This window comes from Kordiimonas lipolytica (genome assembly GCF_042651265.1).
GTDB lineage: Bacteria > Pseudomonadota > Alphaproteobacteria > Sphingomonadales > Kordiimonadaceae > Kordiimonas > Kordiimonas lipolytica.
The window spans coordinates 238,884-261,856 of the sequence record NZ_JBHSCR010000003.1 but is presented as its reverse complement, the minus strand read 5'-3'; the positions used below and the strand labels follow the sequence as shown (position 1 = coordinate 261,856).

Below are 22,973 nucleotides of genomic sequence, written 5' to 3'. Positions count from 1 at the left end.
CCTATTTCTCGCCCGTGTAGGCCAGCACCACGTCGATGGTGTGTTCGGTAAAGCGGTCGCGGCGTTCTTTTGAAATGCCGTCCAGCTTCATCACGGTCAGCATCTGGCTTGCGGCCAGCAATATGCGCGCGTCGTCCCGCGCGCCGCGGCCCTTCTGGCGGCCCGGTGTGGCGGCATCCAGGATCGCAGTGAGGTTATCGAGCACGATATTCTGGCATTCCAGGAATTTTTCGCGGATGTGCGGCGCGAAGTTGGTGGACCAGTTCAGCCAGACCTGGGCAAAGGCGCGCTCATCATCCAGGCGGCTGGTGGCATGCTCCGCCAGCGCGGTCAGCAGTTCGGCGGTCGAAAGCCCTGTGGGGTCCACCTCCGCAAAAATCGCCAGGTTTTTCTCCGCCACGTCATCCAGCACCGCGTCAATCAGCGCCTCGCGCGTCGGGAAATAAACAAAGGTGGTGGCAACCGAAACACCCGTGCGCTTGGCAATGTCCGCGTGCTTGGCTTCGCCGATGCCGCGTTCGGCAAACAGCTCCACCGCCGCGTCCAGAAGCTGGCGGCGTCGCTCTTCCGGGTTCAGCCGGGTGCGTTTCTGCGTATCTTTCTGTCGGTCACTCATACATGGCCCTTTTAACCCCTTCCCTTTTCTACCCGGCGGGCGGGGGCTGGATCAAGCGGCAATAGCGGGCCTTGGGAAAAAGGGCACACCTGCAGGACGTGTGGGCACAGGGCACTTCCGGTGTGCCCACGCCGGAACCGCAGAAAACCGTACCCAAATGGGCCCTATGAGTGTGCCCCTTTTGTGCCCTTTTTGCTAACCGCACCGCCACTATTGACAATATTATCAATAAATGAGAGAGTCGGCCAAATTGTGATGCGAGGAGGGAAATCCATGACTGCTGAAACTGCCGCCGCCGAGTGGCGCGACACCAAAAGATATCTGTGGCCGCTGCCGGTGCTTTTGACCGCCATACCGCTTATCAGTTGGTATCTTTATGCCAAATCGGGCCATGAAGCGGTGCTGTGGCTGTCGCCTGTTTTCTTCTATGTCCTTATTCCGATTATTGAAATCGCGTTCGGGGAAGACACATCCAACCCACCGCGGGAGGCCATCCCGCGCCTGCGCGATGACCCGTTTTATCGCTGGTCGGCCTTCGCCGCCCTCCCGGCCGCCTATCTGGTGTGGGTTGTCGGCGCCTGGTATGTGGCCAACATGGATCTCACCATCACCGCCTATATCGCTGTCACCATCGCCAACGGGCTGATGGGCGCGGGCGCCCTGAACACCGCCCATGAAGTGGGCCATCGGCGGGATAAAACCTCCATCAATGTGGCGCGTTTCCTTCTGTGCCTTTGCGGCATGGGACACTTCCGGATCGAGCATAACCTGGGCCACCATGTGCAGGTTGCCACCCCTGAGGACAGCGCCACCGCCATGATGGGCGAAAGCTTCTATGCCTTTGTTTTGCATGAACTTCCTGGCGGCTTCAAGCGCGCCTGGAACATCGAGAAAACGCGTCTTGGCCGCAAGGGCAAGTCTGCTTTCCGCCTTGAAAACGAAGTGTTTTTGAACACGCTGATCACCATCGGCATGTATGCGGCGTTTGTTCTGTGGCTTGGCTGGGTTGTGCTGCCGTACCTGCTCATCGGTGCACTTCTGTCGAACCTGATGCTGTCATCCGCCAACTATATTGAGCATTACGGATTGATGCGCCCCAAGCGCGACGACGGAAAATACGAGCGCGTTCAACCACATCACAGCTGGAACGCCAATCATATCGTGTCGAACGTGATGCTGTATCACCTGCAGCGGCATTCAGACCACCATGCGCATGCGGAGCGCCCGTACCAGTGCCTGAGGCATTTTGATACCGCACCGCAGCTGCCGGCAGGCTATTTCACCATGTTCATGGCCGCCTGGAACCCGCCCATCTGGTTCACTATTATGGACAAGCGCGTGGCCGAACAGCATGGCTATGACATGACAAAAGCCTATATCCATCCTGCGAAGCGGGACAAGATCATGAAGCAATTTCATCACCCTGAAGGCCTGATGCAGGCTGCGGAATAAAGCTTATGTAACTCTTGGGAGCGGGAAGCCCCTGGCTGGTTGNCGCTGTCATATCAAGCGAGCCCCGTTCAATATGGTCGCGCAACCGGCCGGGTGTGCCAACCACAATGTGCGCGCCCCGGTCCAGGCTGCGGCGCTCCGTGCGCATGTCCATCCCGCCGACACAGGTGGCGATGGTCGCCCCAGCGGTTTCATAGAGCCATTCAAGCTCGCGCTTCACCTGAAGGGCAAGCTCACGCGTGGGCGCGATCACCAGCGCCAGCGGCGCGTGCGCCTGGGTAAGCTTTTCAGCGCCCTCGAGAATATCGGGCGCAAGGGCAAGGCCGAAAGCAACTGTTTTGCCGGACCCGGTTTGGGCAGAAACGAGTGCGTCAGCGCCAACAAGGCCCGGGGCCAGCATTTCTTTCTGCACGGGTGTGAGAGAAGTATAGCCGCGTTTTGTTAACGCCTGGCCAAGCGCCGGAACGACACCATCAAATTCTGTCATTGTTTTCTTTCGGAAACGGGTTTTAAGCGCAAAACTGCCAGCTAACCGCCTTAACCAGCTCATCGCATTAGGAAGACCGCAGGGATACTGCCAAGCGTGCGCCAAAACAAGCTCAATTTTGCCTGCCTATTGTAGACCGAGTTCAGGCGAAGCACCATGAAAAGCTGCGCCCTATGACTAAGATGTTTCATTACCTATGAAATTTTTCGATTGATGTAGAATAAAGGCACGAAACCGCAAGGGTGGAAAAGCAGCCAGTCCATGACAACGGGTTGAATGTCGGCTATCGGCCAGAAGCGGACGTGAGGAAGCCACATTATCTTGTCGTAAGAATAGTCACTTTCTGACCCAAAGAAGACGTGTGATGTCGGCTTTTCGCTATAAACCGAGTACCAACAAAACTAATCATTGCGCTCAAAAACCTTGCTTCCATCGATATAGACCTGCAGCGTAGTGGTTTCATGGATGCGGTTGCTCTGCACTTTATAGGGGTTCTGGCCCACCAGGATCATGTCGGCCTTCATCCCAAGGTCGAGGATGCCAACCTCATCGGCATCACCCATCGCCCGAGCGCCATTTTGGGTCATGATCTTCATGGCCTCTTCGATGCTAATGGCCTGCCCTGTGTTCAGCGGTTCTCCTGTGCCCGGTGTGCGCCTGGTCACCATCGTCTCAATCGCCAGCCAAGGGTTAACGGACGGCACCACGGACCAGTCCGATCCAGCGATCACGTTGGCGCCGCTCATCAGCGCGTCGCGAATGGGAACAAAGCGATCCATCCGGCCCCAGCCAACCGCCTTGGCGACATCAGCTGTGATGGGTGTCGGGTACCAGATGTAGGGAGAAAACTCCCACGTCACGCCCGCCTGTTTGGCTTTTGCGAAATCTTCTGGTGCCACGAAACTGGCGTGCGCCACCGTATGGGCGGGACCGCCATCGCCATTTTCCTGTCGAGCGTGCGCCACCACCTCTATGGCGGCCCGCACGGCTGCGTCCCCCGTTGCATGGAATTTGACATGCAGTCCCTCCCGGTCAAAGCGAGTTACAACATCCCGGAGCATGTCTGACGGCACAAAAAGGATGCCTTTTGTTGCCGCTTCGTCGTGGCTTGCGCGCACATAGGGCTCCAGCATCGCGCCTGTGTGGCTTTCCGTTGGCACACCGTCGAGGAACATTTTCACGCAGTCCAGCTTCAACCGGCCTTTGGCATAGTGGAAGCGGTCACGGATCAAGGCTTCGGTTGCCGTGCGGGAAAATTCGGGCGCAGGGTTCCAGACGATACAGCCGCGCACGCGCTGCTTGATGGCGCCCGATGCTGCAAGGTCAGACAGGGCCTGGATATCGCCGTAGCGTGTGGACGCGTTGGTGAAAGACGTGATGCCGTACGAAAGCATGGTCTGGCTTGCGTATTCAATAGCCTGCCGCTTGGCTTCAAGACTTGGCGGCGGCATATGGCGGATCACCAGGTCAACCGCAGTTTCACGAAATACACCTGTCGGCTCGCCGTTTTCATCGCGTTCGATCACACCGCCCGAAACTTCCGGCGTATCGCGGCCAATACCTGCCTGTTTCAGGGCGGCCGAGTTGACCCAGATGCTGTGGTGCGCCTCGTCATTCAGGACAACCGGATTGTCAGGCGACACGTCATCAAGATATTTGCGGTGCATCTCGCCCTGCGCAAAAGCGCCCGCGACCCAGTTTCCGCCTTCGATCCAGTCGCCAGCATTTGACCGCGCCACACAGTTCCGCACAATTTCCGTCACGGCCCCAAGGCCCGCCGAAGATGGCAACGAACAGGAAAACAGTTTCTCCATGCCGGCGAACTGGGCGTGCACATGCATGTCGTAAAGGCCGGGCAGCATCGTTTTGCCCGCAAGGTCGATCACTTGCGTATCCGGCCCGGTGAAGGCATCCACATCCTGACCCAGAGCGACAATAACGCCTTCCCGAACGGCGAGCGCCGACGTCCAGCCGGTTGCTGTCTTGATCTCGCCATTCAGGAACACCGTATCGGCCTTCACCGCCTGGCGGGCTTCATACATGTCAGGATCCACGACCGCAGACTGTGCCCAACCTAGCTGACTGGCCGCCAGAGGTGCCAGTGCCAGGGCAAGGCCGAAAAAGGTCTTAAGATAGCGTCTAGGTCTGATATCCGTGGTCATAACCAGCCTTCCTTTGCCCGTAGCGGTGCACCTGTGGTCTAGAATTTATATACTTTCAGAAGAACGGTCAAAAGCCCGCGTATTTTTGACCCTCCGGCCAGGTCGGTGGCAAGACGGTCCAATGTGTCATAGAAACCCAGGGCGGGTAACGCCTCATTGACCCGCGCAACCTGCGCAGGCTTGAGGCCATGCCTGACCTTGCCCTTGGTGGCATCCACCCAGTCCGCCTTCCTGACGGCATTCACCACGTCAGCATTCGGCCCCTTGTAGGCGGATATCTTGTGGTGCCAATGGATGATGGCCCGCAAAAGCCCCTCATCAAGACCCCAGCCGTGTTCTGCATTGGCTGCCAGCGCCGCCTGTTCTGAAGGCTCAAGATACGCCAGCGCATTGTCAGTCCAGAGGCCAATATCATGATACACAAGGGTAACCTCAACGGCCTTCTTGTGGGTTTCATCCCCTTGCAGAAAATGGAGGCTATAGGTCAGCACGCGGTAGATATGATTTCGGTAACCCGGAAGGTCGTCGCCGATTACAGGAGCAAGCTCCTGCAGCAGCGCCTCCACCACTTCAGACTCCGTGATAATCTGCAATTCTCCGGTCATGCCAGCCCCTGTATCTTGAGAATGTCTTCGCCGCAGACTAGCTGCACCAGCCATCTGATGACTTTGCAGACGCGGCCAAACTGGTACGATCAACGCCCTAAGGCGAAAATTGACCGGAAATGCCATGATCTCCGGGCCAGTATCGACGACGTTTGGAAACGTAAAACAACCGGAGCCCGCGAATGTCCCTTTTTCGAGCCAGATCGGATTTCGATCCTGATCGCACATCGTCTATTACAGCTGCGGTCCTCCTCAGCATATCCGCCAACATCTCCTTCATTATCCAGCCGGGGCTGGTTGGCGGTTTCGTTGAAGTGCTTGGCCTGAGCGAAGAGGCTGCGGGACAACTGGCGGCCATGGAAATGTTTGGTGTTGCGAGCGCCACCATTGTACTCGCGATTGCCAGCCTTCGGGTGAACTGGCGTACGAGCCTCGCGCTTTTTGCCCTGATCGCTGTAGTGGGGAACTATTTTTCCGCCAATGCGGACGGGATGGAACAGCTGTCACAAGCGCGGTTCGTCGCTGGGTTCGGGCACGGAGGGCTGATTTCGCTCAGTTTCTCTGCCATTGGCCTGACGACAAGAACAGACAGGAACCTGGGCATCTATCTGACCGTGCTTTTGTCCTATGGTGCACTAGGCCTCTTGTTCATGCCGTACCTATTGGACAGTATCGGCATCAACGGCTTGTTCATCGCGTTCGGCGTTGCAGCCCTGATGGCCCTGTTCGCCCTGCCCTTCATGCCGTCAGGCCCCAAGAAGGCAGAGGAAATTGAAGTACCAAGCGGGCCCATGCGCTGGAAGCTTTTGCTTCCCACGCTATTGGGTTTTCTGGCCTACAATATCAGCCAGGGTATCGCCTGGGCCTATCTGTTCCTGATCGGGCTTTCTGGCGGCCTTGAAGAACAGGCCGTGGCCAATGCCATGTTCATCTCGCAGGTATTTGGCGTAGTGGGTGCCATCCTCGCCGTTGTTATTTCCGCCAAGGTGTTTGGCCGCTTTGGGCCGATCACCCTGGGCGTGCTGGGTGGGGCGGCCTTTATCGCGCTCCTGATGCCTGGCGTTACCTTCGTGACTTACCTGGTGGCCGTCTGCGGCTTTAACCTGGCCTGGAACAAGGTGCTTCCCTTCATTCTGGCCGCCATTGCTGATTTCGACGTGCGCGGACGCGTGATGAGTTTTGCGCTGGCGATCCAGATGGGCGGGCTTGCCATCGGCCCCTATATCGCATCGCGTGTAGTCGGCGATGGCAACTTTTTCGCAGTCGAGCTTGCGAGCGTGCTGTTCTTTATTGTCGGGTATGTGCTTCTGATCATCCCCATCATGGCGCACCAGAAAGTTCTGCGCGTCCATCACACATCAGCAGAAGCGTAGGAAAATGGGATCGGTGCCAGCCTATGCGCTGGCACCGTAAACGGATTTGAGTTCCAGGAATTCTTCAAGGCCGTATCGGCCCCATTCCCGCCCATTGCCGGACATCTTGTAGCCACCGAACGGTGCGGCGCTATCAAGCCCTGCACCATTGATGTGGACCATACCGGACCTCAGTTCATTCGCGACAGCGACAGCCTCTTCCCGGTTTTCCGCCCATACGGCACCAGAGAGGCCATAATCTGAATCGTTGGCAATCTCGATCGCCTCTTCCTTACTGTCGTAGCCCATCAAGGCAGCAACAGGCCCGAAGATTTCTTCGCGGAAGATTGTCATATCCCGGCGCACATCACCAAACAGGGTTGGAGCTACGAAATAGCCCCGGTCAAGCCCTGCCGGGCGGTCAGGGCCGCCCGTGAGGCATGTAGCCCCTTCCCTGATGCCCGCTTCGATCATGCTGACAACCCGGCCATACTGGGTTTTGTTGGCGACGGGTCCAAGGTCGACATCCTCATCGGGGTTGCCCACCTTCAGCGCCTCTGCAGCTTTCACCGCAATCGTCACCGCTTCTTCATATCGGTCATTGGGAACGAGAATGCGGGTTCTGGCGTTGCAGGACTGGCCGCTGTTGTCCATCACGCCCTGAACGCATTTGGTAACGGCCGTTTCAAGGTCTGCGCTGGGCAAGATGATGGCCGCGGACTTGCCGCCCAGTTCCAGCGACACCCGCTTGATGGAAGGTGCTGCTGCCTGGGAAATGGCGACGCCCGCGCGGGTAGAGCCCGTGAAGGAAACCATATCCACGTCCCGGTGGCTGGTGAGCGGGGCACCAACCCCGACACCATCCCCATGCACCAGGTTGAACACGCCCTTCGGCACACCAACTTCATGCATGACTTCGGCAAGGATCACCGCGTCAAACGGCGCGAGCTCGCTAGGTTTCAGCACCATGGTGCAGCCGGCGGCCAACGCCGGTGCCACCTTGGTCGCGATCTGGTTAAGCGGCCAGTTCCAAGGCGTGATCAGGGCACAAACCCCAATAGGCTCATGCCTGACCGTCGTGGTACCAAGCTTTTCTGAAAAAGCGAAGCTATCCAGCTCCCTGATGACCTGACCGAAATGCTGGGGCCCGGAAGGCGCCTGCGCGCCCTTGGCCAAGGCCATCGGCGCACCCATCGCCTGCGATATGCCGTAAGCGATCTCATCATTGCGCTCGATCAGCTTGGCGTTGATGGCCTCAAGCAGCTCCCGGCGTTCTGCCACACTTGTGCGCGCGAAAGCCGGGAACGCGGCTTTGGCGGCCGCGACTGCCCGGTCCACATCCGCTGCTGTGCCGAATGCAATCTCCGCCACCGATTCCTCGGTGGCGGGGTTGATCACCGCGTGGGTTTCACACCCCCCGGGCTGGTACCAGGCACCATCAACATAGAAGCGGGTGGCGTCAGGCAGCTGCATTGGGTCAATCCTCCAGCTTGGATTTGTAGAATTTGGCGCCCTGGCCACCAGCTGCGCGCTTGCCGCGGTGCTCCCAGTCGCCACCCATGGCTGTGGAAATCACCTCTTCCGATTCCGTTGGCTGGGCGCCAACATCATCGCGGATTGGCGCCGGGCCTTCAACAATGCGGTTCGTCAGCTTGCCAAGGCCTTCGACTTCCACTTCAACCACATCACCGGGCTGGACCGGGCGGCTGTTCGCGGGCGTGCCGGACAAGAGGACATCGCCCGGTTCCAGCGTAATGGTACGCGCGATATCGGCCACCAGATAGTGCATGTCCCATTCCATGTTGTCGGTATTGTCTTCCTGAACCACCTTGCCGTTCACGATGGTACGGATCACCTTGTTCTTGAAATCCCACCCTTCCACAAGGCCGGGGCCCAAGGGGCAAAGCGTGTCAGAGCCTTTGACCCGCAGCATGGAGCCGGCATCCGTATCGCGGAAGTCATGAAGGCCATAGTCGTTCGCGACGGTATAGCCCGCGATATAGTCACCGGCTTCATCGGGCGAGATATTCTTGCAGTGCTTGCCAATGACAATAGCGATCTCACCTTCATAGTTCAGGTATTTGCAACGCTTCGGCCGCACGATGTCGCCCTTGTGGGTATTGAGGGCCGTCAGCGGCTTGTGGAAATAGGTTGGCGAGCTGCCAAGCTTGGTCATGAACTCATCTACCCGGCTATGGTAATTCAGGTGCACACAGATAATCTTGCTGGGGGCAACAGGCGGCAGATGAACGGCCTCGTCCACATGCACTTTCCTGCCATCCTTGGCCACCAGCCAGTCGCCGTCACGCGTTGTCAGAATCGGGTAACCGTCCAGCAGAATTTTGCGATACTCAGTTGTCATTTTCTTCACCTTGGTCGGGACAGAGATAAAAATTCAAGCTTACCTTAAGTCGATCCTGTTCCCACTTTCTTGGCTAATGAGGACAAAAACAGTCCCCCCAGTAGCCAGCCCCCGGAAGTTCAGGGATAGTTGCAGTCGAAGTTTCAGTTCCAAATACAAGGGAATGCACATGACTGGTTTTTACTATCCCCGGACACAGTCCGGCAAATCGGCGATCCTGCCCCCGGTGCCATGGCACTATTCCGGTGAGTTGATCACCCTGGAATATCGCACACACCCGGAAGCTGTTGCAGCCCTTCTGCCGGAAGGGTTCGAGCTAGCCGACGACGATCCGGGCGCTGTTGCTGCCATCTGGGCAGACTGGCAAAGTTGCTCAGACGATTTCAATGAAATCCTTGACCCCGTGCGGTGCCAATACAAGGAAATGTTCATCGTGATCCGGTGCAAGTACAAGGGCAAGCATTATTCCCGCTGCGCCTTTATCTGGGTTGATAAGGACTTTGCCATCCTGCGCGGCCAGCACCAGGGCTACCCCAAGAAGCTGGGCTCCATTCACATGAGCCGCCCGGTTACCCTTGGCAAAGCAGGCCCGCGCCTTGAAGCTGGTGGCAAATTCGGCGTAACGCTGGCGGCTTATGACCGGCGGCTGGCGGAAGGTGTCTTCACCATTACGGAAGAAGCCGAAAAGCCAGGCTTCGTCAATGGCCTGCCGATGGCGCACAATCGCTGGTATCCGGCGATTGAGACCAATGGCACCGACAGCCTTTCCGAAGTGGTGACCATGTCCGGCTTTGACGGCGAGATGGGGCGTTGCTTCATGGGCGATTTCGACTTGACGTATTTCCCGTCACCGGTCGAGGAACTGGTTGACCTGCCAATAGTTGAGAAGATCGCCGGCTATTGGCACGAAGTGGGCGTTTCCTGGAAGGCCGGCACCACTCTTTCCCGCAAGACACTGCCTGACTTTCGGTGATAACTAACCCCAGCATCTGTCATGCCCATGTCTATTTTGATGTGGGCATGACGCACGTTGCCACAAACGTTTGCCGCAGGGCAGCCGAAAAGTTTTCGCTTCAGATGGGGCGGGTTCATCAAAAGCCAGTCGGCCCGCATTCAAAGCCCAGCTGCCAACTGATCATTCCCCTCCCCAAACTTGAAACAGTCCTTCCCTGGCTGGACCATCACCGGCAGGGTCTGTCCGTCCTCATCCATTCGGTAACCGGCGATGACCTGGCCGACCATACGGACGGCTGTTTCTGGCTGGGCACGCCGCACCCTCTAAAGCTCAACATCTTCCAGTGAAAAAGCAAATGGGCGGAGAGCCATGTTTGGCGCTCCGCCCAATCATTTCGGGCCGCTAGGAAGGGGAGGAAGTGAAAGCCCGAAACTAGCTTGTAGACCCTTCCAGGATCTGCAGCGTCTTGAGATCCGAATGGAATTCAAGCGCATAATGCCCGCCTTCGCGCCCAAGGCCGCTCTGGCCAATGCCGCCGAAGGGCGCCGTCAGATCACGCACCAGGAAGGTGTTCACCCACACGGTACCGCCCCGGACCGCACGGCCAACGCGCTCGGCACGCTCGCGCGAGCCGGTGTAGATAATGCCTGAAAGGCCGTAGACGGTGGAGTTCGCCAGCGCCACGCCCTCTTCTTCGGTTTTGAACGTCTGGAACGTGAGGACGGGACCAAAGATCTCGCTTTGAACGACCTCAGACTGGTTGCTTTTCGGCTTGATCAACGTGGGCTCGACCCACAGGCCGCCTTCCTTGTAGAGCTTGCCGCCACGGACGATATCATCGCCATTGGCGCGTGCGCGGTCGATAAAGCCCAGCACACGGTCCACATGCACAGGGTGGATCATCGCCGACATTGTGGTGTCCGCATCGCGGCTGTCGCCCATCACGTGCTGGTCGGCATATTTGTGGAACAGGGCTTCGAACTCCGCCGCCACGCTTTCTTCCACGATGATGCGCGTGCCCGCCATGCAGACCTGCCCGCTATCGTCAAACTGGCCCGCTGCTCTCTTCGCCGCTGCATCGATATCCGCATCCGCGAACACCAGAAGGCAGGATTTCCCGCCAAGCTCAGCAGTAAAGGGCACGATGTTTTCCGCCGCTGCCCTACCAATCACACGGGCGGTCGGCACCGAACCGGTGAAGGAAATCCGCTTCACTCGAGGGTCGTTGACCAGATGGTTGCCCAGTTCGCTCCCCAATCCCTGAACGATGTTGAACACGCCGGGCGGGAACCCGGCCTTATCGATCAGGTCAGCGAGAACGCTGGCCGACAGGGGCGACCATTCGGCAGGCTTCAGGATCACCGTGTTACCGGCTGCAAGCGCTGGCGCACACTTCCAGGTCGACAGCATGAAAGGCGCATTCCACGGCGTGATGATCACGGCCGGTCCTGCAGGCATCCGGATCACCCTGTTGTGGGTTCCCTTGCTATCCCAAACACGTTCTTCGTGCTCAACCGCCAGGTCTGCATAGTTTCGGAAATTCAAGGCGCCACGCGGAACGAGCCGCAGTTCAAGGCTTTCCTGCAGCATGGCCATATCAAGGCATTCGACCGTCGCGATGTCTTTCTTATGCTCGTCAATCAGGTCCGCCAGCCGGTGCATATAGGCGGCGCGTTCCTTGGGCGAAAGTGCTGCCCAGGCAGGGAATGCCGCCTCGGCCGCCGCCACGGCCTGCTCAGCGGTGTCCGCGTCCCCGCGTGAGATGTTGCCAAGCAGCATCGACCAGTCCATCGGGCTTCGCGTCTCAAAGGTCGTGGGCGACGACACGCGTTCCCCGCCGATATAATGATCGGGCGATACGGATACATGGCCAACGGTAAATCTGTCTCTCATCGTATGGTTCCTCGTCGCCTAGATATAGTGGCCGTAATAATCGAACTGGCCCGCGGCATCCTTGCCGTCCAGTTCCTTCACTTCCGCTTCCTTGATCGCAATATAGTTGTCGATCATCAGCTGGCTGATAGCAGCTGTGAGGGTCGTATCATTCTTGAGCGCATCAAGGGCGTCGGTCAGGTTTGTCGGCACATGGCGCTCCGTGTTGACGCTCTCAAGCCCATCACCGGTTTCGGCAGGCGGCAGGTCATACCCTTTTTCAACCCCGAGAAGAGCTGCGTTCAGGACCGCCGCCACCGCAAAATACGGGCTTGCCGCACAGTCGCCCACCCGGTGTTCGATGCGAGCGGCCTTGCCCGTTTCGGCTGACACACGCACCGCGACACCCCTGTGGTCATAGCCCCAGTTCGCCCAATAGCCGCTCAAGCTTGCGGGGGTCAGGCGCTCATAGGAATTCACAATCGGCGCCAGAATACCACACATGCTCTCATGATGGTGTATGAGGCCGGCAATACAGCCCTTCACCAGATCAGACAAGTTGTCCTTGTCTGTGCCGCCCGCGAAAGCATTTTCGCCCTTCTCATTGAGGAAGCTGATGTTGACATGCAGGCCGCTGCCCGCAAGGCCTGGTATCGGCTTGGGCAGGAAACTCAAGAGGTAGCCCTTCTTGTACATCAGCTCCCGCGCCATGGTTCGGAACAGGAAGAAGTTGTCGCACGCCGCAAGCGCATCGGTGTACCCGAGCGTCATCTCGAACTGCGGGCTGTCATATTCGGCATTGAAGGATTCCACATTCAGGCCGATGGACTGTGCCACCGCCCAGACCTCATCCGTCAAACCGGCCGGGTCTGTGAAGGGGCCGGTGCCATAAACAAAGGCGCCCGGCGTGTCATACGGAACCCAGCCACCGTCTTCACCGCGCTGGAAGATAAAGGCTTCACCTTCAAGGCCGATCATGGGCGTCAAGCCACGCGCCTGCCACTTGGCAATGACATTCTTGAGCGCGGTGCGACCACAAAGCCCGCTCGGGCCGTTTGCGTCACGGATGTCCGCCAAGGCAATCTTCGTGTTGGGCTCCCACCCATCGCGCAGCGACTTCGGATCAAAGACGCCTTCAATATCCGGCAGCCCCCCTTCAACGCCTGCCCCAGGTGCTGCGATCAGATCACGCGAATAAGTCACGGCATAGGCACCAGCGCAGAAGCGGGCATGCCCGCCTTCAGCAAAAGCACTTGGCAAATATTTACCGCGCGCCAGGTTCAGTTGGTCTGAAAACAGAACCCTTACACGGCTCATGGCATCAGGCGTATTCATGTTGAACCCCTTTTTGATTTAGACGGCAGTCATGCGAACAGGCAGGCGCTTCAGGCCCAGAATAAAGTTTGACCGCAGATAGTCGTGGTTCTTGGTTTGCTCGATGGTCGCAACCCGGCGCGCCAGTTCCTCAAGAACGATCCGCACCTCAAGCTTCGCCAGCCACATACCAAGGCACACGTGCGGGCCGCCCTGCCCGAACGACACAAAGCGGTTCGGCTTGCGCTCAAGATTAAGCGTGAAGGGTTCATCAAAAGCCTCTGGGTCGCGGTTGCCAGACGCAAACCAAAGGACGATCTTGTCGCCTTCCTTGATCTGCTTGCCTTCATATTCGAAATCCTTGGTGGCCGTCCGGCGGAAGTGCGTGGTCGGCGACGCCCAGCGGATCATCTCATCGGCTGCGGAAATCATGAACTCTTCATTGTCGAGGTTGTCCTTGATCTGCTGGAAAAGATGCGGCTGGTTCGCCAGGGCGTGGATGGAGGCCGCGATACTGTAGCGCGTTGTGTCATTTCCCGCCGCCACCAGAAGACAGAAGAAATTGCGGAATTCATCATGAGTCATCTTGGTGCCGCCCTTGGTTTCACCAAGTACGAGGTTCAGCACACCGAAGCTCTCGCCCGCTTCCATGCGGTTCAGAAGATCATTGGCATAATCAAACAGCTCAACAGCCGCGGGCGACCGGAACGGCAACAGCCGGTATTCTTCAGTATCGACCTTGTCGACGACGAAATCGGTATAATCAGGGTCGGAGTTTGAGATCAGGGCATCGCCCTTTTCCACGAGCCACCCAAGGTCTTCCTCCGGCACGCCGATAATCTGCCCCAACATACGCATGGGCAACTGGCGAGCGATCATTTCAGTGGCATCGAACTCACCTTTTTCAAGCGCTTTATCGATAAGGCTGCCCGTGATTTCCCGGATCTGGTCTTCAAACTGGGCCACCGAATTGCGGGAGAAGGCTTTGTTCACCAGCATCCGGAAGTAGGTGTGCTGCGGGGCATCCGTTTCCTGGAAGGTTTTGCGTGCTTCATACTCTTCCTCGGACTGGTCCTCGATCCGGATACCCTTTGCGGAGCTGAGGAGATCAGGCTGGCGGTTCAGTTTCATGATATGCTCATGGCTGGTGACCGACCAGAAACCGCGCCCGCCGGTCTCTTCAGTCCAGGTTACACCGCCTTCGCCGCGCATGCGCTCGAAGGTTTTGTAGGGTGCGCCCTGATTGAAGGCATCAAGTGATGATAGATCGACGTTTGAATCTTCGGATTGCGAAAACGGATATTGCCAAGCGTTGCTCATTGCCCATTCCTTGTCTTTATGGGGATAGGTCACCGACCATTCCAATTTCCATCAGACTATCTGCTGGCAGGCGGAGCATCTTGGCAGATGTGGACATTGTAAGCCCCCCTGGTACCGAAGTCCCGGGAAATGAGTATTGTTAGAGAGAAGAATTTAATCATTTAGGAGGTCGCCATGGGCGAAATCGTGGGTGCAGGGCTCGTCTCGCATGTACCAACCATCATGACACCGGACGAAGATCGTCTGGAAATCTATGATGGCAAAGACACCACCCTTATCAAGGGGCTGGAGCGGATCAGGAAAGAGGTGCTGGACGTATTGAAGCCAGACGCTGTGATCGTCTTTGACACGCACTGGGCAACGCTGATCGAATTTATTGTTACCTCCCATGAACGCCGCACCGGCAAGTTCACATCGGAGGAACTGCCGAGGGGCATGAGCCAGGTTCCTTACGACCTGAAGGGCGACCCTGAGCTTGCCCTGCTGATTGAACGGGAAGTAAACGGCGTCGGCACCCGCTGCACCGCAATCGACGACCCTTACCTGCCCATCAACTATGGTACCGTCAATGTGGCCCATCACCTGAAGAAGGATGAAGCGTGGCTCAGTGTCGGCGTGTGCATGTCTGCGGACGCCAATGACTATCTGTCGGTTGGCGAAGGCATCCGCTGCGCCATCGAAAAATCGGACCGCAGGGTCGTCCTTTTGGCCAGCGGTTCCATGAGTCATACGTTCCGCCCCTTCCGGGACATCAGCATCGGCAAATATGAAGCCGCAAACCCTGAGTTTGTCTTCTCCGCAGAAGCCCGCGAGGCAGACTATGAACGCCTGGCCTGGTTCAAGGAAGGCAACCACGCCGCAGTCATCGACACCATGGGGGACTATTACAGGCACAGACCTGAAGGCGGCTTTGGCCATTACCTGATGATGGTGGGCGCACTGGGCGCGCGCAACTGTCGGGCAAAAGGGCGTCAATTCAGCGAATATGAAAACTCTGTCGGCACCAGCCAGGTACACGTATGGTTCGACCGCCCGGAAGACGGCTGGAACGGACTGGACAACAACGAGTCCTAAATCTTCAGCCATTCCAAAAAGAAAATGAAAAGCCGCGGAGGAATACCCTTCACGGCTTTTTTCTTTGCTGGTAACCTGTCGCCGAACAACACATCAGCGCAGGCAGTGGGTCACCCAATTGATGATCTCAGCCCGCCGGATGTGGGGGTCAAGAATATCTTCGTCGATCCCCAGCTGCCAGGCGATGGCCTTGTTGGATGGATTTTCAATCAGCGCATCAATCTGGGCGCGGTAGCCATCCGCAGCAACTTCCGTGTGGAAGAAATCCTGCTCCAGCAGGTCCTGCTTATACAGCCGGAAAAGCATGGACAATTGTTCCAGATCGAACTCCGGGTGATACTGGACCGCCCAGACCTCGGACCGCCCAACAGGTATCACCGCACCCTGGATTTCGCTGTGGCGGTTGGTACATAGAAGCGTCGCGTTCGCGGGAAGCTTTGTCACCTCGTCATAATGGATGCAGGGCGCGTCGAACGTGTGCCGCTTGCCGCGGAAATAAGGGTGTTCCCTGCCCGCATCAGTCAGCAGGATTTTCCGCGCGAAACCGATCTCGCGGCCGTTCGGGCTGGCCTCCACCGTGCCGCCGGCGGCAATGGCGGCAATCTGAAGCCCCCAGCAACTGCCAAGCACGGGCTTGCCCGTTTCGCCAAACTTTTTCAGGATCTCGATCTGGTTTCTGACCGCGAATGTATCGTCGAACGCGCGCAGGCTGGAGCCGCTGATCACCATGCCGTCAAAATCGTCGAAGCTGGCGCCTTCCGGCAAGGCGGCGTCCTTGTCAGCACCATTCAGGACCGTCATTTCAATGTCAGGGAAATGGGCGCTAATGGCTTCCGCATACACCTGGCTTGCGGCACGCACGCCGATACTGTCTGCGCGCACGCGGACTTTCCTGGGGTTTCCCTCCAGCAGCAATAGATGGGGCATTTCCGCCTCTTTCAAAAAAATCCGGGGTGCAGATATAGCAAAGCCCGCTTGCGCGGGCTTTGCCATTGAGGACATTTTGGGAGGACATTCTAGTTTTTACGAAGCCAGTTGCCTGAACTGCTGTGGCGCCATGCCGGCCCAGCGCATGAACGCGCGAGAGAAGGTGCTGTGTTCCGAATATCCGAGCTTGAGCGCCATTTCGGACAACGACTGCGTCTTGCAGATCTTGAACTCAAGCGACGCCGCGCGCATCCGGCACTCATCGAGGATCGACTGAAAGGATTCGCCCTCGCCCGCAAGTTTGCGCCGCAGGGTCCGGCGGGACATGCCAAGTTCAAGGGCAATATGATCCTGGTTGACCTTGCCTTTACTCAGCCCCTCGAAAATCTTCTGCCGGGTCCGGTCGCTTGCAGGCATACGGCGCTTCTGCTCTGACAGAAGCCGCGACAATCTTTTCATATGATCACCATCCACCGCCGGCAAAAGATCAAGTTCCCTGTTCAGAAGGCTGGTCGGGAAGCGGAAACCATTGCTTTCAGCTTTGTATTCGACGTTGGTTTTCACAATGTCGCTGACATCCCGTTTGATGGTCTCGGCGTCACATTCAACAAACATCTCAACCGAATGCCAGGCATCTGGCGCGGCCGACTTGATGAAAGTTGCGAAAATGCCCAGCGAATAAAGCGCATCTTCGGTCCGCGGCCAGATATCCGGGTCCAGAATACGGTAGCTGAGTGTGGACCATTGTTCGCCCACATCGAAGGTTACTTGGGTATCATCCTGGATCAGCGGGTAATATTGCGCCAAACGGCTGAAAGCCGTTCCCAGGTTCTTTGCCCCAAGGACAGCGCGCCCAGCATAGCCCCGTTTGGAATAGTTGGAGGCATGCCCTACGGCCCACGACAGGCCCGCACTGTCTTTTACCTGCCCGACCTGCTCAAGAAAGGAGACAAACTCTTTCAGGTCCACAACCAGAGAGCCGCCGTCCTCGCTGTGGTCAGACGCTTTCAAAGACAGGTTACCAAAGTTTCCTGCGTCCAGCCCGCGTGAGGCCAGAACGCCTTGCCAGTCGGCCACGGCCGAGGCGTTTACAAAGGAGTTTTTCATTTCGCTTCCCCGTTTCATCTCTGGATCAGACGATGATGGGAAAGCCGATCTTGCGCTTGTCAATTTCTATCAATATTATGATAATCTCTATCACGCGAAAGAATTGGACCCTTGCCAGATGTTGGAAGCAGCAAAATTACAAAAAATTAAGCAAGAACCACATATCTGGTCATCTGTTATCCGAAGCCTGCGCGCCCCCCTGAAGGAAAACGACATCGACGCTGATCAACTGATGGCAGAGGTTGGCATCTCCAAACATGACGTCGATCTGACCAATGGGGAAATCCCCCTAAAGGGTTGGATGAATTTTATGGAAAAAGCGGCAGTCAATGCCGGAAATCCATTGCTAGGGGTGGACCTGGCCCGCACGGCCGGGCCTGAAACATTGGGTGCCGTCGGCTTCCTGTTTCTGTCGTCACCCACCATTCACGAAGCCTTCTTGAATATGTGCCACTATATGAATTTGCTACAGGGCGTGACCAACGCCCATCTGGTTATAGACGACTATGAGACCGCTTGGGTTTACCAGATCATGCATGTGGATGAGCTGAAGTGCATCCAGGACGTGGAGTTTTCACTGACCCTCACGAAACGCATGATCAAGATTTTCGCCGAAGACAAGATCGATGTCCTTAGCGTCAACTTCCGTCATTCCCCACAAATGGATCGCCGCGAATATGAAAAGCGCATCAAGGTGCCGGTTCACTTCAACCAGGAGGTAAACAGCGTGGTCATCCCTACGCAGCATTTGAACATGACAGGCAAAATCCTGGATTCGAGCCTGGCGCCTATCCTGAAAGCATACCTGGACGAAGAACAGGCAAGCTTCAACAAGATCAAGACACTGTCAGACCAGGTCCGATACGTCCTGTACGGCCAGCGCATTCCCCTTCCCATCACGGCAAAGAAGGTGGCTCGCCATGTTGGCCTCTCTGAAGCCAGCCTGTATCGGAAATTGAAGAGCGAAGGCGTGCGTTTTTCCGATCTGCTGGAAGAAAGGAATTTCGGCCTTGCGAAGGAATATCTCTCGACATCGGATATGACTGTCACTCAGGTTGCCCACATTATCGGCTTTGCCGATTCCTCAAGTTTCTGCCGCGCTTTCACGCGCTGGTCGGGTGGCATCACACCGTCTGAATTTCCGAAAAGCGAGAATTCCGGCCTCTAGACACAGCCCATCTCTTTGGCCGGATTTGCACGGCAGGGCCTGCGACAATCCCTTATCACCCTTGGGGAAGATAAGGAGACCGTCTTATGTCGCTTGCATCCAAAGACCGGATCGTCATTGTGGGGGCTGGGCAGGCTGCGATCCAGCTGGCCCAAACCCTGCGCATGAAGGGCCACGCCGGCCCCATCACATTGCTTGGCGAGGAGTCTGCGCCTCCCTACCAGCGGCCACCGCTTTCCAAAGCCTTTATGAAAGGCGACCTGGCCGAGGAAAAGCTATTCCTCAAGCCGCTCTCATTTTACGAGAACAAGGATGTCGGCCTTTGCCTGAACACGCGCGTAACCGGCATAGACCGTGCGAATAAAACCGTCACCTGCGCGGACGGCACAAGCCATGACTATGACCGGCTGGTCCTGGCCACCGGTTCACGTCCGCGTATGCTCGATAGCATCGCACACCTTGAGAATGTTCAGGTACTTCGGGGCCTTGAGGACGCAAAAGCACTGAAGGCACGCCTTTCTGATCTCAAGCATGTCACCGTGCTGGGGGGCGGCTATATCGGGCTTGAGGCCGCGGCCGTGCTGCGCGGCATGGGGATTGACGTGGTTGTCCTTGAACGGATGCCGCGCCTGCTGGCACGTGTAACCGGCGAGACAATATCAGACTATTTCCTGCGCCTGCACAGGCATCACGGCGTGAATATCCTGTGCGATGTGGAAGTGACCGAGTATGTATCGTCCGATGACCGACTAACTGCGGTCAAGCTTGCCGATGGCCGTGACATTGCAACGGACCTTCTTCTTGTGGGCATTGGCGTACTTCCGAACCAGGAGCTGGCAGAAGAGGCCGGGCTTGAGTGCGGCAACGGCATCATCGTCGATGAAGACAGCCGGACAAGCGACGAACGCATTTACGCTATTGGCGACTGCAGCATGCGTCCCCTTCAGGGCCAGCCGCAGAAACTGCGCCTGGAGAGCGTGCCCAACGCCATCGACCAGGCAGATATTGTGGCGGCCCATATTCTTGGGGCCGAACGCCCCGGCTATAACCCGCCCTGGTTCTGGTCAGACCAGTATGACATCAAAATCCAGACAGCAGGCCTGTTCACAGGCCACACCCACACGGTCGTGCGCGGCGATATCGAAGTCGGTCGCTTTGCCGTCTTTTATTTTGAAAGCGACCGCTTCATCGCGGTCGACGCTATCAACGACCCACAGTCTTTCATGGCTGGCAAACAAGTCCTGAAATTATCAATCCCGCTCAAGCGGCATCACCTGGAAGAAACGGATGAGCCGATGATGAGCATCGTCAAGAAACTGCAGCAGAAGTGAGAAGACCATGACGAAAATTACCTTTGTAAGCCCTGACGGCGAAGAACGGATCATTGACGCAGAGGACGGCGATACCGTCATGGATGCGGCGATCAACAATGATGTGCCCGGCATCCTGGCCGAGTGCGGCGGTGCCTGTGCCTGCGCCACATGCCATGTTTATGTGGATGACGCTTTCATGGACAAGGTGGGCACCCCGAGCGAAATGGAAGAATCCATGCTGGAATTTAACGAACACCGGCAGGAAAACTCGCGCCTGTCATGCCAGATCAAAGTATCCCCGGACCTTGAAGGTCTGCGAGTGACAGCGCCTGAAAGCCAATATTGAATGCTGAACAAGGGCTAGGATCATTTTTGACCGGTATTGCCAATCGCGGCTGAGTGATCCTAGCTAATATATCCCTTTCAACGTAGGCGATAGATGACCTTCGCCGTGGAGACCGTTGTTAGGGGAAGCACATATGAAACGTCTTAGTAAAGCAAGCCTGCTTGCTTCATGTTCAATAGTCTACGCCGTAGCCGGCGGACAAATGGCGCAAGCGCAGGTATTTGAAGAAATCGTGGTCACCGCCCAGAAGCGGGACCAGTCGCTGTCGGATGTGGGGGTATCTGTTACAGCATTTTCCGGCGAGTCACTCAGGAATTTTGGCTTCACGAACAGTGTCGATGTTGCGGCCCAAGTGCCCGGACTGAACATCGGCACTCCAGTAGGTGAAGGCAACAACCCTTCCTTCACGCTGCGCGGTGTGGGGCTGAATGACTTCAACGACAACAACGAAGCCCCGATCGCAATCTATCAAGACGGCGTCTATATGGCTGCCCTACCTGGCCTGACCTTCCAGCTTTTTGACACGGAGCGCGTCGAAGTGCTGCGCGGGCCCCAGGGTACGCTCTATGGCCGGAACGCAACCGGCGGCCTGATCCATTTCATTGCCAAGAAACCAACTGATGAGTTTGAGGCCTTTGGCCAACTCACCTATGGCAGCCACAACGAGCTGTCGTTTGAAGGCGCCGTCAGTGGCCCGCTTTCTGACAGCATCCGCGGCCGCCTCTCTGTGGCGCGGAAAAGCTATGACGGTTATGTTGAAAACCGGATTGGCAAGGATGCAAACGAGGCAGACAGCTACGCCCTTCGCGGCCAGCTTGATTTCGACCTCAGCGATACAGGGTCGCTGCTTCTCAAGGGCAACTATGCGTCCTCAAACACGGTAGCACCGCAGTATCAGCATGAAGCATCTGACGGCGTCGCCGACATTTATGGCTATGCCGACACTGACGGCGATAATTTCGCAGGCGATTATAGCCGCGAAGGTGTTCTGGACATCGAATCCTGGGGCGGCTCGGCAACCTATACCGACACATTCGGCAATGTGGATGTGACCAACATCCTCTCCTATAGCAAGACTGAAAAGCTGCACAAAGAGGACACCGATGTCGGCCCGAATGCCGGTATCGAGCCAACCTTTGCCTCAAACATCAAAGTCTTTACCGAGGAACTCACGCTCAGTGGCGGCGACAACGACTTCAACTGGACAGTTGGTGCCTATTTCTTTGATTCCAAGGTTGAAGGCGACCTTGAACTGGCAGTGAACTGGTTTGCCGGCTTCGCCCAGTTCCTGGACAGCGACCCAACGGTCTTTGACGGCCTCCTCGGTGCAGGCACTCCGTCACTCGCGACAGCCGACCCGGATGCTCTGCTCCCAGCCATCCTTTATGACGTGAACTATGAGCAGAACACCCAGTCCATCTCTGGCTACGGCCAGGTCGAATATGCCCTGAGCGATACCGTCAAACTGACAGGCGGCCTGCGCTACAGCAGCGAAGACAAGGACATGGAATATCTGAACGATATGCCCTCCGGCTATCTGCTGAACGATGCGTTCGGCGGCATTCTCGGTATGCAAAGTTGGATGGACTTCCGCACAGGTGGCAACAACAACGCAACCGGCATCCCTGACCTGGATGCGGGCGCAGTCGGCGACCTGAACAACATTGATGCCAGCAACCTTTCCGGCAAGATCGGTATCGATTTCACGCCAAACGACAACACGCTTTTCTATGCAAGCGTAAGCCGGGGCTTCAAGAGCGGCGGCTTCAATGCCGGCTTCTCTGACGCCACAGACGGCATCAAGACCAGCCAGATTCCGTATGACGAGGAAATCCTGACGTCCTATGAAGCCGGTGTAAAATGGTCAAGCGAAGGCGGGAAAGTATCGGTCAACGCCGCAGCCTTCTACTATGACTATAAAGACTTCCAGGCACTGACGTTCCAGGGTCTGTCGCAGGTGATCACCAACTCAGATGCCACCTACAAGGGCGCTGAAATCGAGATTGGTGCCCGTCCGACAGACGGCCTGAGCATGCAACTGGCAGCGAGCTTCCTGGATGCCAACGTTGACGGAGTATCCGTTAACGGTGAATTCCTGCCTGACCGCCGCCCTGTGCTTGCACCCAAGTTCACGGCCAGCGGCTTCATCCAGTATGAAAAACCGGTTGAGTCCCTCAAAGGCTATCTATCTGGGAACGTAAGCTTCAACCACCAGGGCGCCCACTATTTCGATATCACCAACAGCCCACAGTCGCGTGAAGAAGCCTACACACTCGTTGATGCCCGCATCGCCTACCGAAATGACGATGACACCATCGAGGTGGCCGGCTTCGTGAAGAACCTCTTCAACACCGACTACCGGGTCTATACATTCGATTTTGGTGCCATTGCGGGCTTCAACCAGCAGTTCTTCGGCAAGCCACGCTGGTTCGGAATCCAGCTCACCCTGAGGAACTAAGCCTCTTCCCGCACATGTGCGGGGAGCCCCTAATGACAATCAAGACGGCCGCTGATCCCACAAGGAACAGCGGCCGCTTCTGG

The 22,973-nt window shown here is 57.0% G+C and carries 19 protein-coding genes and 1 pseudogene; 9 read left to right on the top strand and 11 right to left on the bottom strand.

Translation table 11 applies throughout. The annotated features are described in order from the left end of the window. Position 1: 1 nt before the first annotated feature. On the bottom strand, positions 2 to 616 hold the full coding sequence (locus tag ACFO5Q_RS05430) for a TetR/AcrR family transcriptional regulator (RefSeq protein WP_068145231.1): 615 nt from the start codon (positions 614 to 616) through the stop codon (positions 2 to 4). 273 nt (positions 617 to 889) lie between these two features. On the opposite strand from ACFO5Q_RS05430, the gene ACFO5Q_RS05425 reads away from it, so the two are divergent. Further along, a complete protein-coding gene (locus ACFO5Q_RS05425; protein ID WP_068145228.1) occupies positions 890 to 2,068 on the top strand; it encodes an alkane 1-monooxygenase in 1,179 nt (392 codons plus the stop codon). 46 nt (positions 2,069 to 2,114) lie between these two features. Here ACFO5Q_RS05425 and ACFO5Q_RS05420 read toward each other — a convergent pair. The 3 genes and pseudogenes from ACFO5Q_RS05420 to ACFO5Q_RS05410 all read right to left on the bottom strand — a co-directional run. After that, positions 2,115 to 2,555: pseudogene (locus ACFO5Q_RS05420) on the bottom strand (DEAD/DEAH box helicase); the annotation flags it as partial. A 401-nt stretch (positions 2,556 to 2,956) separates the two neighbouring features. Continuing rightward, positions 2,957 to 4,717, bottom strand: a complete 1,761-nt coding sequence (locus ACFO5Q_RS05415) for an amidohydrolase (RefSeq protein ID WP_156431993.1) — start codon at positions 4,715 to 4,717, stop codon at positions 2,957 to 2,959. Between the two features lie 38 nt (positions 4,718 to 4,755). After that, entirely contained in the window at positions 4,756 to 5,322 is a 567-nt protein-coding gene (locus ACFO5Q_RS05410) for a phosphohydrolase (RefSeq protein WP_068149560.1), read from the bottom strand. Between the two features lie 182 nt (positions 5,323 to 5,504). Here ACFO5Q_RS05410 and ACFO5Q_RS05405 point away from each other — a divergent pair, with 182 nt between their 5' ends. Beyond that, on the top strand, positions 5,505 to 6,695 hold the full coding sequence (locus ACFO5Q_RS05405; protein ID WP_068149563.1) for an MFS transporter: 1,191 nt from the start codon (positions 5,505 to 5,507) through the stop codon (positions 6,693 to 6,695). Positions 6,696 to 6,716: 21 nt separating this feature from the next. On the opposite strand, the gene ACFO5Q_RS05400 is transcribed toward ACFO5Q_RS05405, so the two are convergent. Next, complete coding sequence (locus ACFO5Q_RS05400) at positions 6,717 to 8,141, bottom strand: aldehyde dehydrogenase family protein (protein ID WP_380084311.1); 1,425 nt, start codon at positions 8,139 to 8,141, stop codon at positions 6,717 to 6,719. A gap of 10 nt (positions 8,142 to 8,151) precedes the next feature. Then, complete coding sequence (locus ACFO5Q_RS05395) at positions 8,152 to 9,036, bottom strand: fumarylacetoacetate hydrolase family protein (RefSeq protein ID WP_068149569.1); 885 nt, start codon at positions 9,034 to 9,036, stop codon at positions 8,152 to 8,154. 169 nt (positions 9,037 to 9,205) lie between these two features. Between ACFO5Q_RS05395 and ACFO5Q_RS05390 the strand changes: the two genes are divergently transcribed. Both ACFO5Q_RS05390 and ACFO5Q_RS05385 read left to right on the top strand, forming a co-directional pair. Further along, positions 9,206 to 10,009 (top strand): acetoacetate decarboxylase family protein, encoded by an 804-nt coding sequence (locus ACFO5Q_RS05390; protein WP_068149572.1) that lies wholly within the window; start codon positions 9,206 to 9,208, stop codon positions 10,007 to 10,009. Further along, the gene (locus ACFO5Q_RS05385; RefSeq protein ID WP_068149574.1) at positions 10,006 to 10,338 is read left to right on the top strand and encodes a DOPA 4,5-dioxygenase family protein; all 333 of its coding nucleotides are present in this window, start codon (positions 10,006 to 10,008) and stop codon (positions 10,336 to 10,338) included. The genes ACFO5Q_RS05390 and ACFO5Q_RS05385 overlap by 4 nt, the downstream gene beginning before the upstream one ends. Before the next feature lie 85 nt (positions 10,339 to 10,423). On the opposite strand, the gene ACFO5Q_RS05380 is transcribed toward ACFO5Q_RS05385, so the two are convergent. From ACFO5Q_RS05380 to ACFO5Q_RS05370, 3 genes are read right to left on the bottom strand one after another with little or no spacing between them, the layout of a single operon-like run. After that, a complete protein-coding gene (locus ACFO5Q_RS05380) occupies positions 10,424 to 11,884 on the bottom strand; it encodes an aldehyde dehydrogenase (RefSeq protein ID WP_068149578.1) in 1,461 nt (486 codons plus the stop codon). 18 nt (positions 11,885 to 11,902) lie between these two features. Next, on the bottom strand, positions 11,903 to 13,198 hold the full coding sequence (locus tag ACFO5Q_RS05375) for a type I glutamate--ammonia ligase (protein ID WP_068149581.1): 1,296 nt from the start codon (positions 13,196 to 13,198) through the stop codon (positions 11,903 to 11,905). Between the two features lie 18 nt (positions 13,199 to 13,216). Beyond that, positions 13,217 to 14,497 (bottom strand): cytochrome P450, encoded by a 1,281-nt coding sequence (locus tag ACFO5Q_RS05370; protein WP_068149584.1) that lies wholly within the window; start codon positions 14,495 to 14,497, stop codon positions 13,217 to 13,219. Positions 14,498 to 14,671: 174 nt separating this feature from the next. Here ACFO5Q_RS05370 and ACFO5Q_RS05365 point away from each other — a divergent pair, with 174 nt between their 5' ends. Then, positions 14,672 to 15,571: a DODA-type extradiol aromatic ring-opening family dioxygenase gene (locus ACFO5Q_RS05365; RefSeq protein WP_068149588.1), complete on the top strand. Its 900-nt coding sequence runs from the start codon at positions 14,672 to 14,674 to the stop codon at positions 15,569 to 15,571. Between the two features lie 93 nt (positions 15,572 to 15,664). On the opposite strand, the gene ACFO5Q_RS05360 is transcribed toward ACFO5Q_RS05365, so the two are convergent. Together ACFO5Q_RS05360 and qhpR are read right to left on the bottom strand one after the other, a co-directional pair. Next, positions 15,665 to 16,498, bottom strand: a complete 834-nt coding sequence (locus tag ACFO5Q_RS05360; protein WP_068149901.1) for a type 1 glutamine amidotransferase — start codon at positions 16,496 to 16,498, stop codon at positions 15,665 to 15,667. A gap of 96 nt (positions 16,499 to 16,594) precedes the next feature. Next, a complete protein-coding gene (qhpR, locus tag ACFO5Q_RS05355; protein WP_068149590.1) occupies positions 16,595 to 17,605 on the bottom strand; it encodes an AraC-like transcriptional regulator QhpR in 1,011 nt (336 codons plus the stop codon). A 118-nt stretch (positions 17,606 to 17,723) separates the two neighbouring features. Here qhpR and ACFO5Q_RS05350 point away from each other — a divergent pair, with 118 nt between their 5' ends. From ACFO5Q_RS05350 to ACFO5Q_RS05335, 4 genes are all read left to right on the top strand, one after another. Then, complete coding sequence (locus ACFO5Q_RS05350) at positions 17,724 to 18,773, top strand: AraC family transcriptional regulator (protein WP_068149593.1); 1,050 nt, start codon at positions 17,724 to 17,726, stop codon at positions 18,771 to 18,773. An 86-nt stretch (positions 18,774 to 18,859) separates the two neighbouring features. Then, positions 18,860 to 20,104 carry an NAD(P)/FAD-dependent oxidoreductase gene (locus tag ACFO5Q_RS05345; protein WP_068149597.1) on the top strand — a complete coding sequence of 415 codons (1,245 nt, stop codon included), beginning with the start codon at positions 18,860 to 18,862 and terminating at the stop codon, positions 20,102 to 20,104. A 7-nt stretch (positions 20,105 to 20,111) separates the two neighbouring features. Then, on the top strand, positions 20,112 to 20,432 hold the full coding sequence (locus tag ACFO5Q_RS05340; protein ID WP_068149599.1) for a 2Fe-2S iron-sulfur cluster-binding protein: 321 nt from the start codon (positions 20,112 to 20,114) through the stop codon (positions 20,430 to 20,432). Between the two features lie 133 nt (positions 20,433 to 20,565). Continuing rightward, a complete protein-coding gene (locus ACFO5Q_RS05335) occupies positions 20,566 to 22,890 on the top strand; it encodes a TonB-dependent receptor (RefSeq protein ID WP_082719956.1) in 2,325 nt (774 codons plus the stop codon). Positions 22,891 to 22,973: the final 83 nt, after the last annotated feature.

Bases quoted from the DNA above. Each gene is read 5' to 3' on its own strand.
- ACFO5Q_RS05430 (WP_068145231.1), bottom strand. From the start codon at position 616: ATGAGTGACCGACAGAAAGATACGCAGAAACGCACCCGGCTGAACCCG.
- ACFO5Q_RS05425 (WP_068145228.1), top strand. From the start codon at position 890: ATGACTGCTGAAACTGCCGCCGCCGAGTGGCGCGACACCAAAAGATAT.
- ACFO5Q_RS05415 (WP_156431993.1), bottom strand. From the start codon at position 4,717: ATGACCACGGATATCAGACCTAGACGCTATCTTAAGACCTTTTTCGGC.
- ACFO5Q_RS05410 (WP_068149560.1), bottom strand. From the start codon at position 5,322: ATGACCGGAGAATTGCAGATTATCACGGAGTCTGAAGTGGTGGAGGCG.
- ACFO5Q_RS05405 (WP_068149563.1), top strand. From the start codon at position 5,505: ATGTCCCTTTTTCGAGCCAGATCGGATTTCGATCCTGATCGCACATCG.
- ACFO5Q_RS05395 (WP_068149569.1), bottom strand. From the start codon at position 9,036: ATGACAACTGAGTATCGCAAAATTCTGCTGGACGGTTACCCGATTCTG.
- ACFO5Q_RS05390 (WP_068149572.1), top strand. From the start codon at position 9,206: ATGACTGGTTTTTACTATCCCCGGACACAGTCCGGCAAATCGGCGATC.
- ACFO5Q_RS05380 (WP_068149578.1), bottom strand. From the start codon at position 11,884: ATGAGAGACAGATTTACCGTTGGCCATGTATCCGTATCGCCCGATCAT.
- ACFO5Q_RS05375 (WP_068149581.1), bottom strand. From the start codon at position 13,198: ATGAATACGCCTGATGCCATGAGCCGTGTAAGGGTTCTGTTTTCAGAC.
- ACFO5Q_RS05370 (WP_068149584.1), bottom strand. From the start codon at position 14,497: ATGAGCAACGCTTGGCAATATCCGTTTTCGCAATCCGAAGATTCAAAC.
- ACFO5Q_RS05365 (WP_068149588.1), top strand. From the start codon at position 14,672: ATGGGCGAAATCGTGGGTGCAGGGCTCGTCTCGCATGTACCAACCATC.
- ACFO5Q_RS05360 (WP_068149901.1), bottom strand. From the start codon at position 16,498: ATGCCCCATCTATTGCTGCTGGAGGGAAACCCCAGGAAAGTCCGCGTG.
- qhpR (WP_068149590.1), bottom strand. From the start codon at position 17,605: ATGAAAAACTCCTTTGTAAACGCCTCGGCCGTGGCCGACTGGCAAGGC.
- ACFO5Q_RS05350 (WP_068149593.1), top strand. From the start codon at position 17,724: ATGTTGGAAGCAGCAAAATTACAAAAAATTAAGCAAGAACCACATATC.
- ACFO5Q_RS05345 (WP_068149597.1), top strand. From the start codon at position 18,860: ATGTCGCTTGCATCCAAAGACCGGATCGTCATTGTGGGGGCTGGGCAG.
- ACFO5Q_RS05340 (WP_068149599.1), top strand. From the start codon at position 20,112: ATGACGAAAATTACCTTTGTAAGCCCTGACGGCGAAGAACGGATCATT.
- ACFO5Q_RS05335 (WP_082719956.1), top strand. From the start codon at position 20,566: ATGAAACGTCTTAGTAAAGCAAGCCTGCTTGCTTCATGTTCAATAGTC.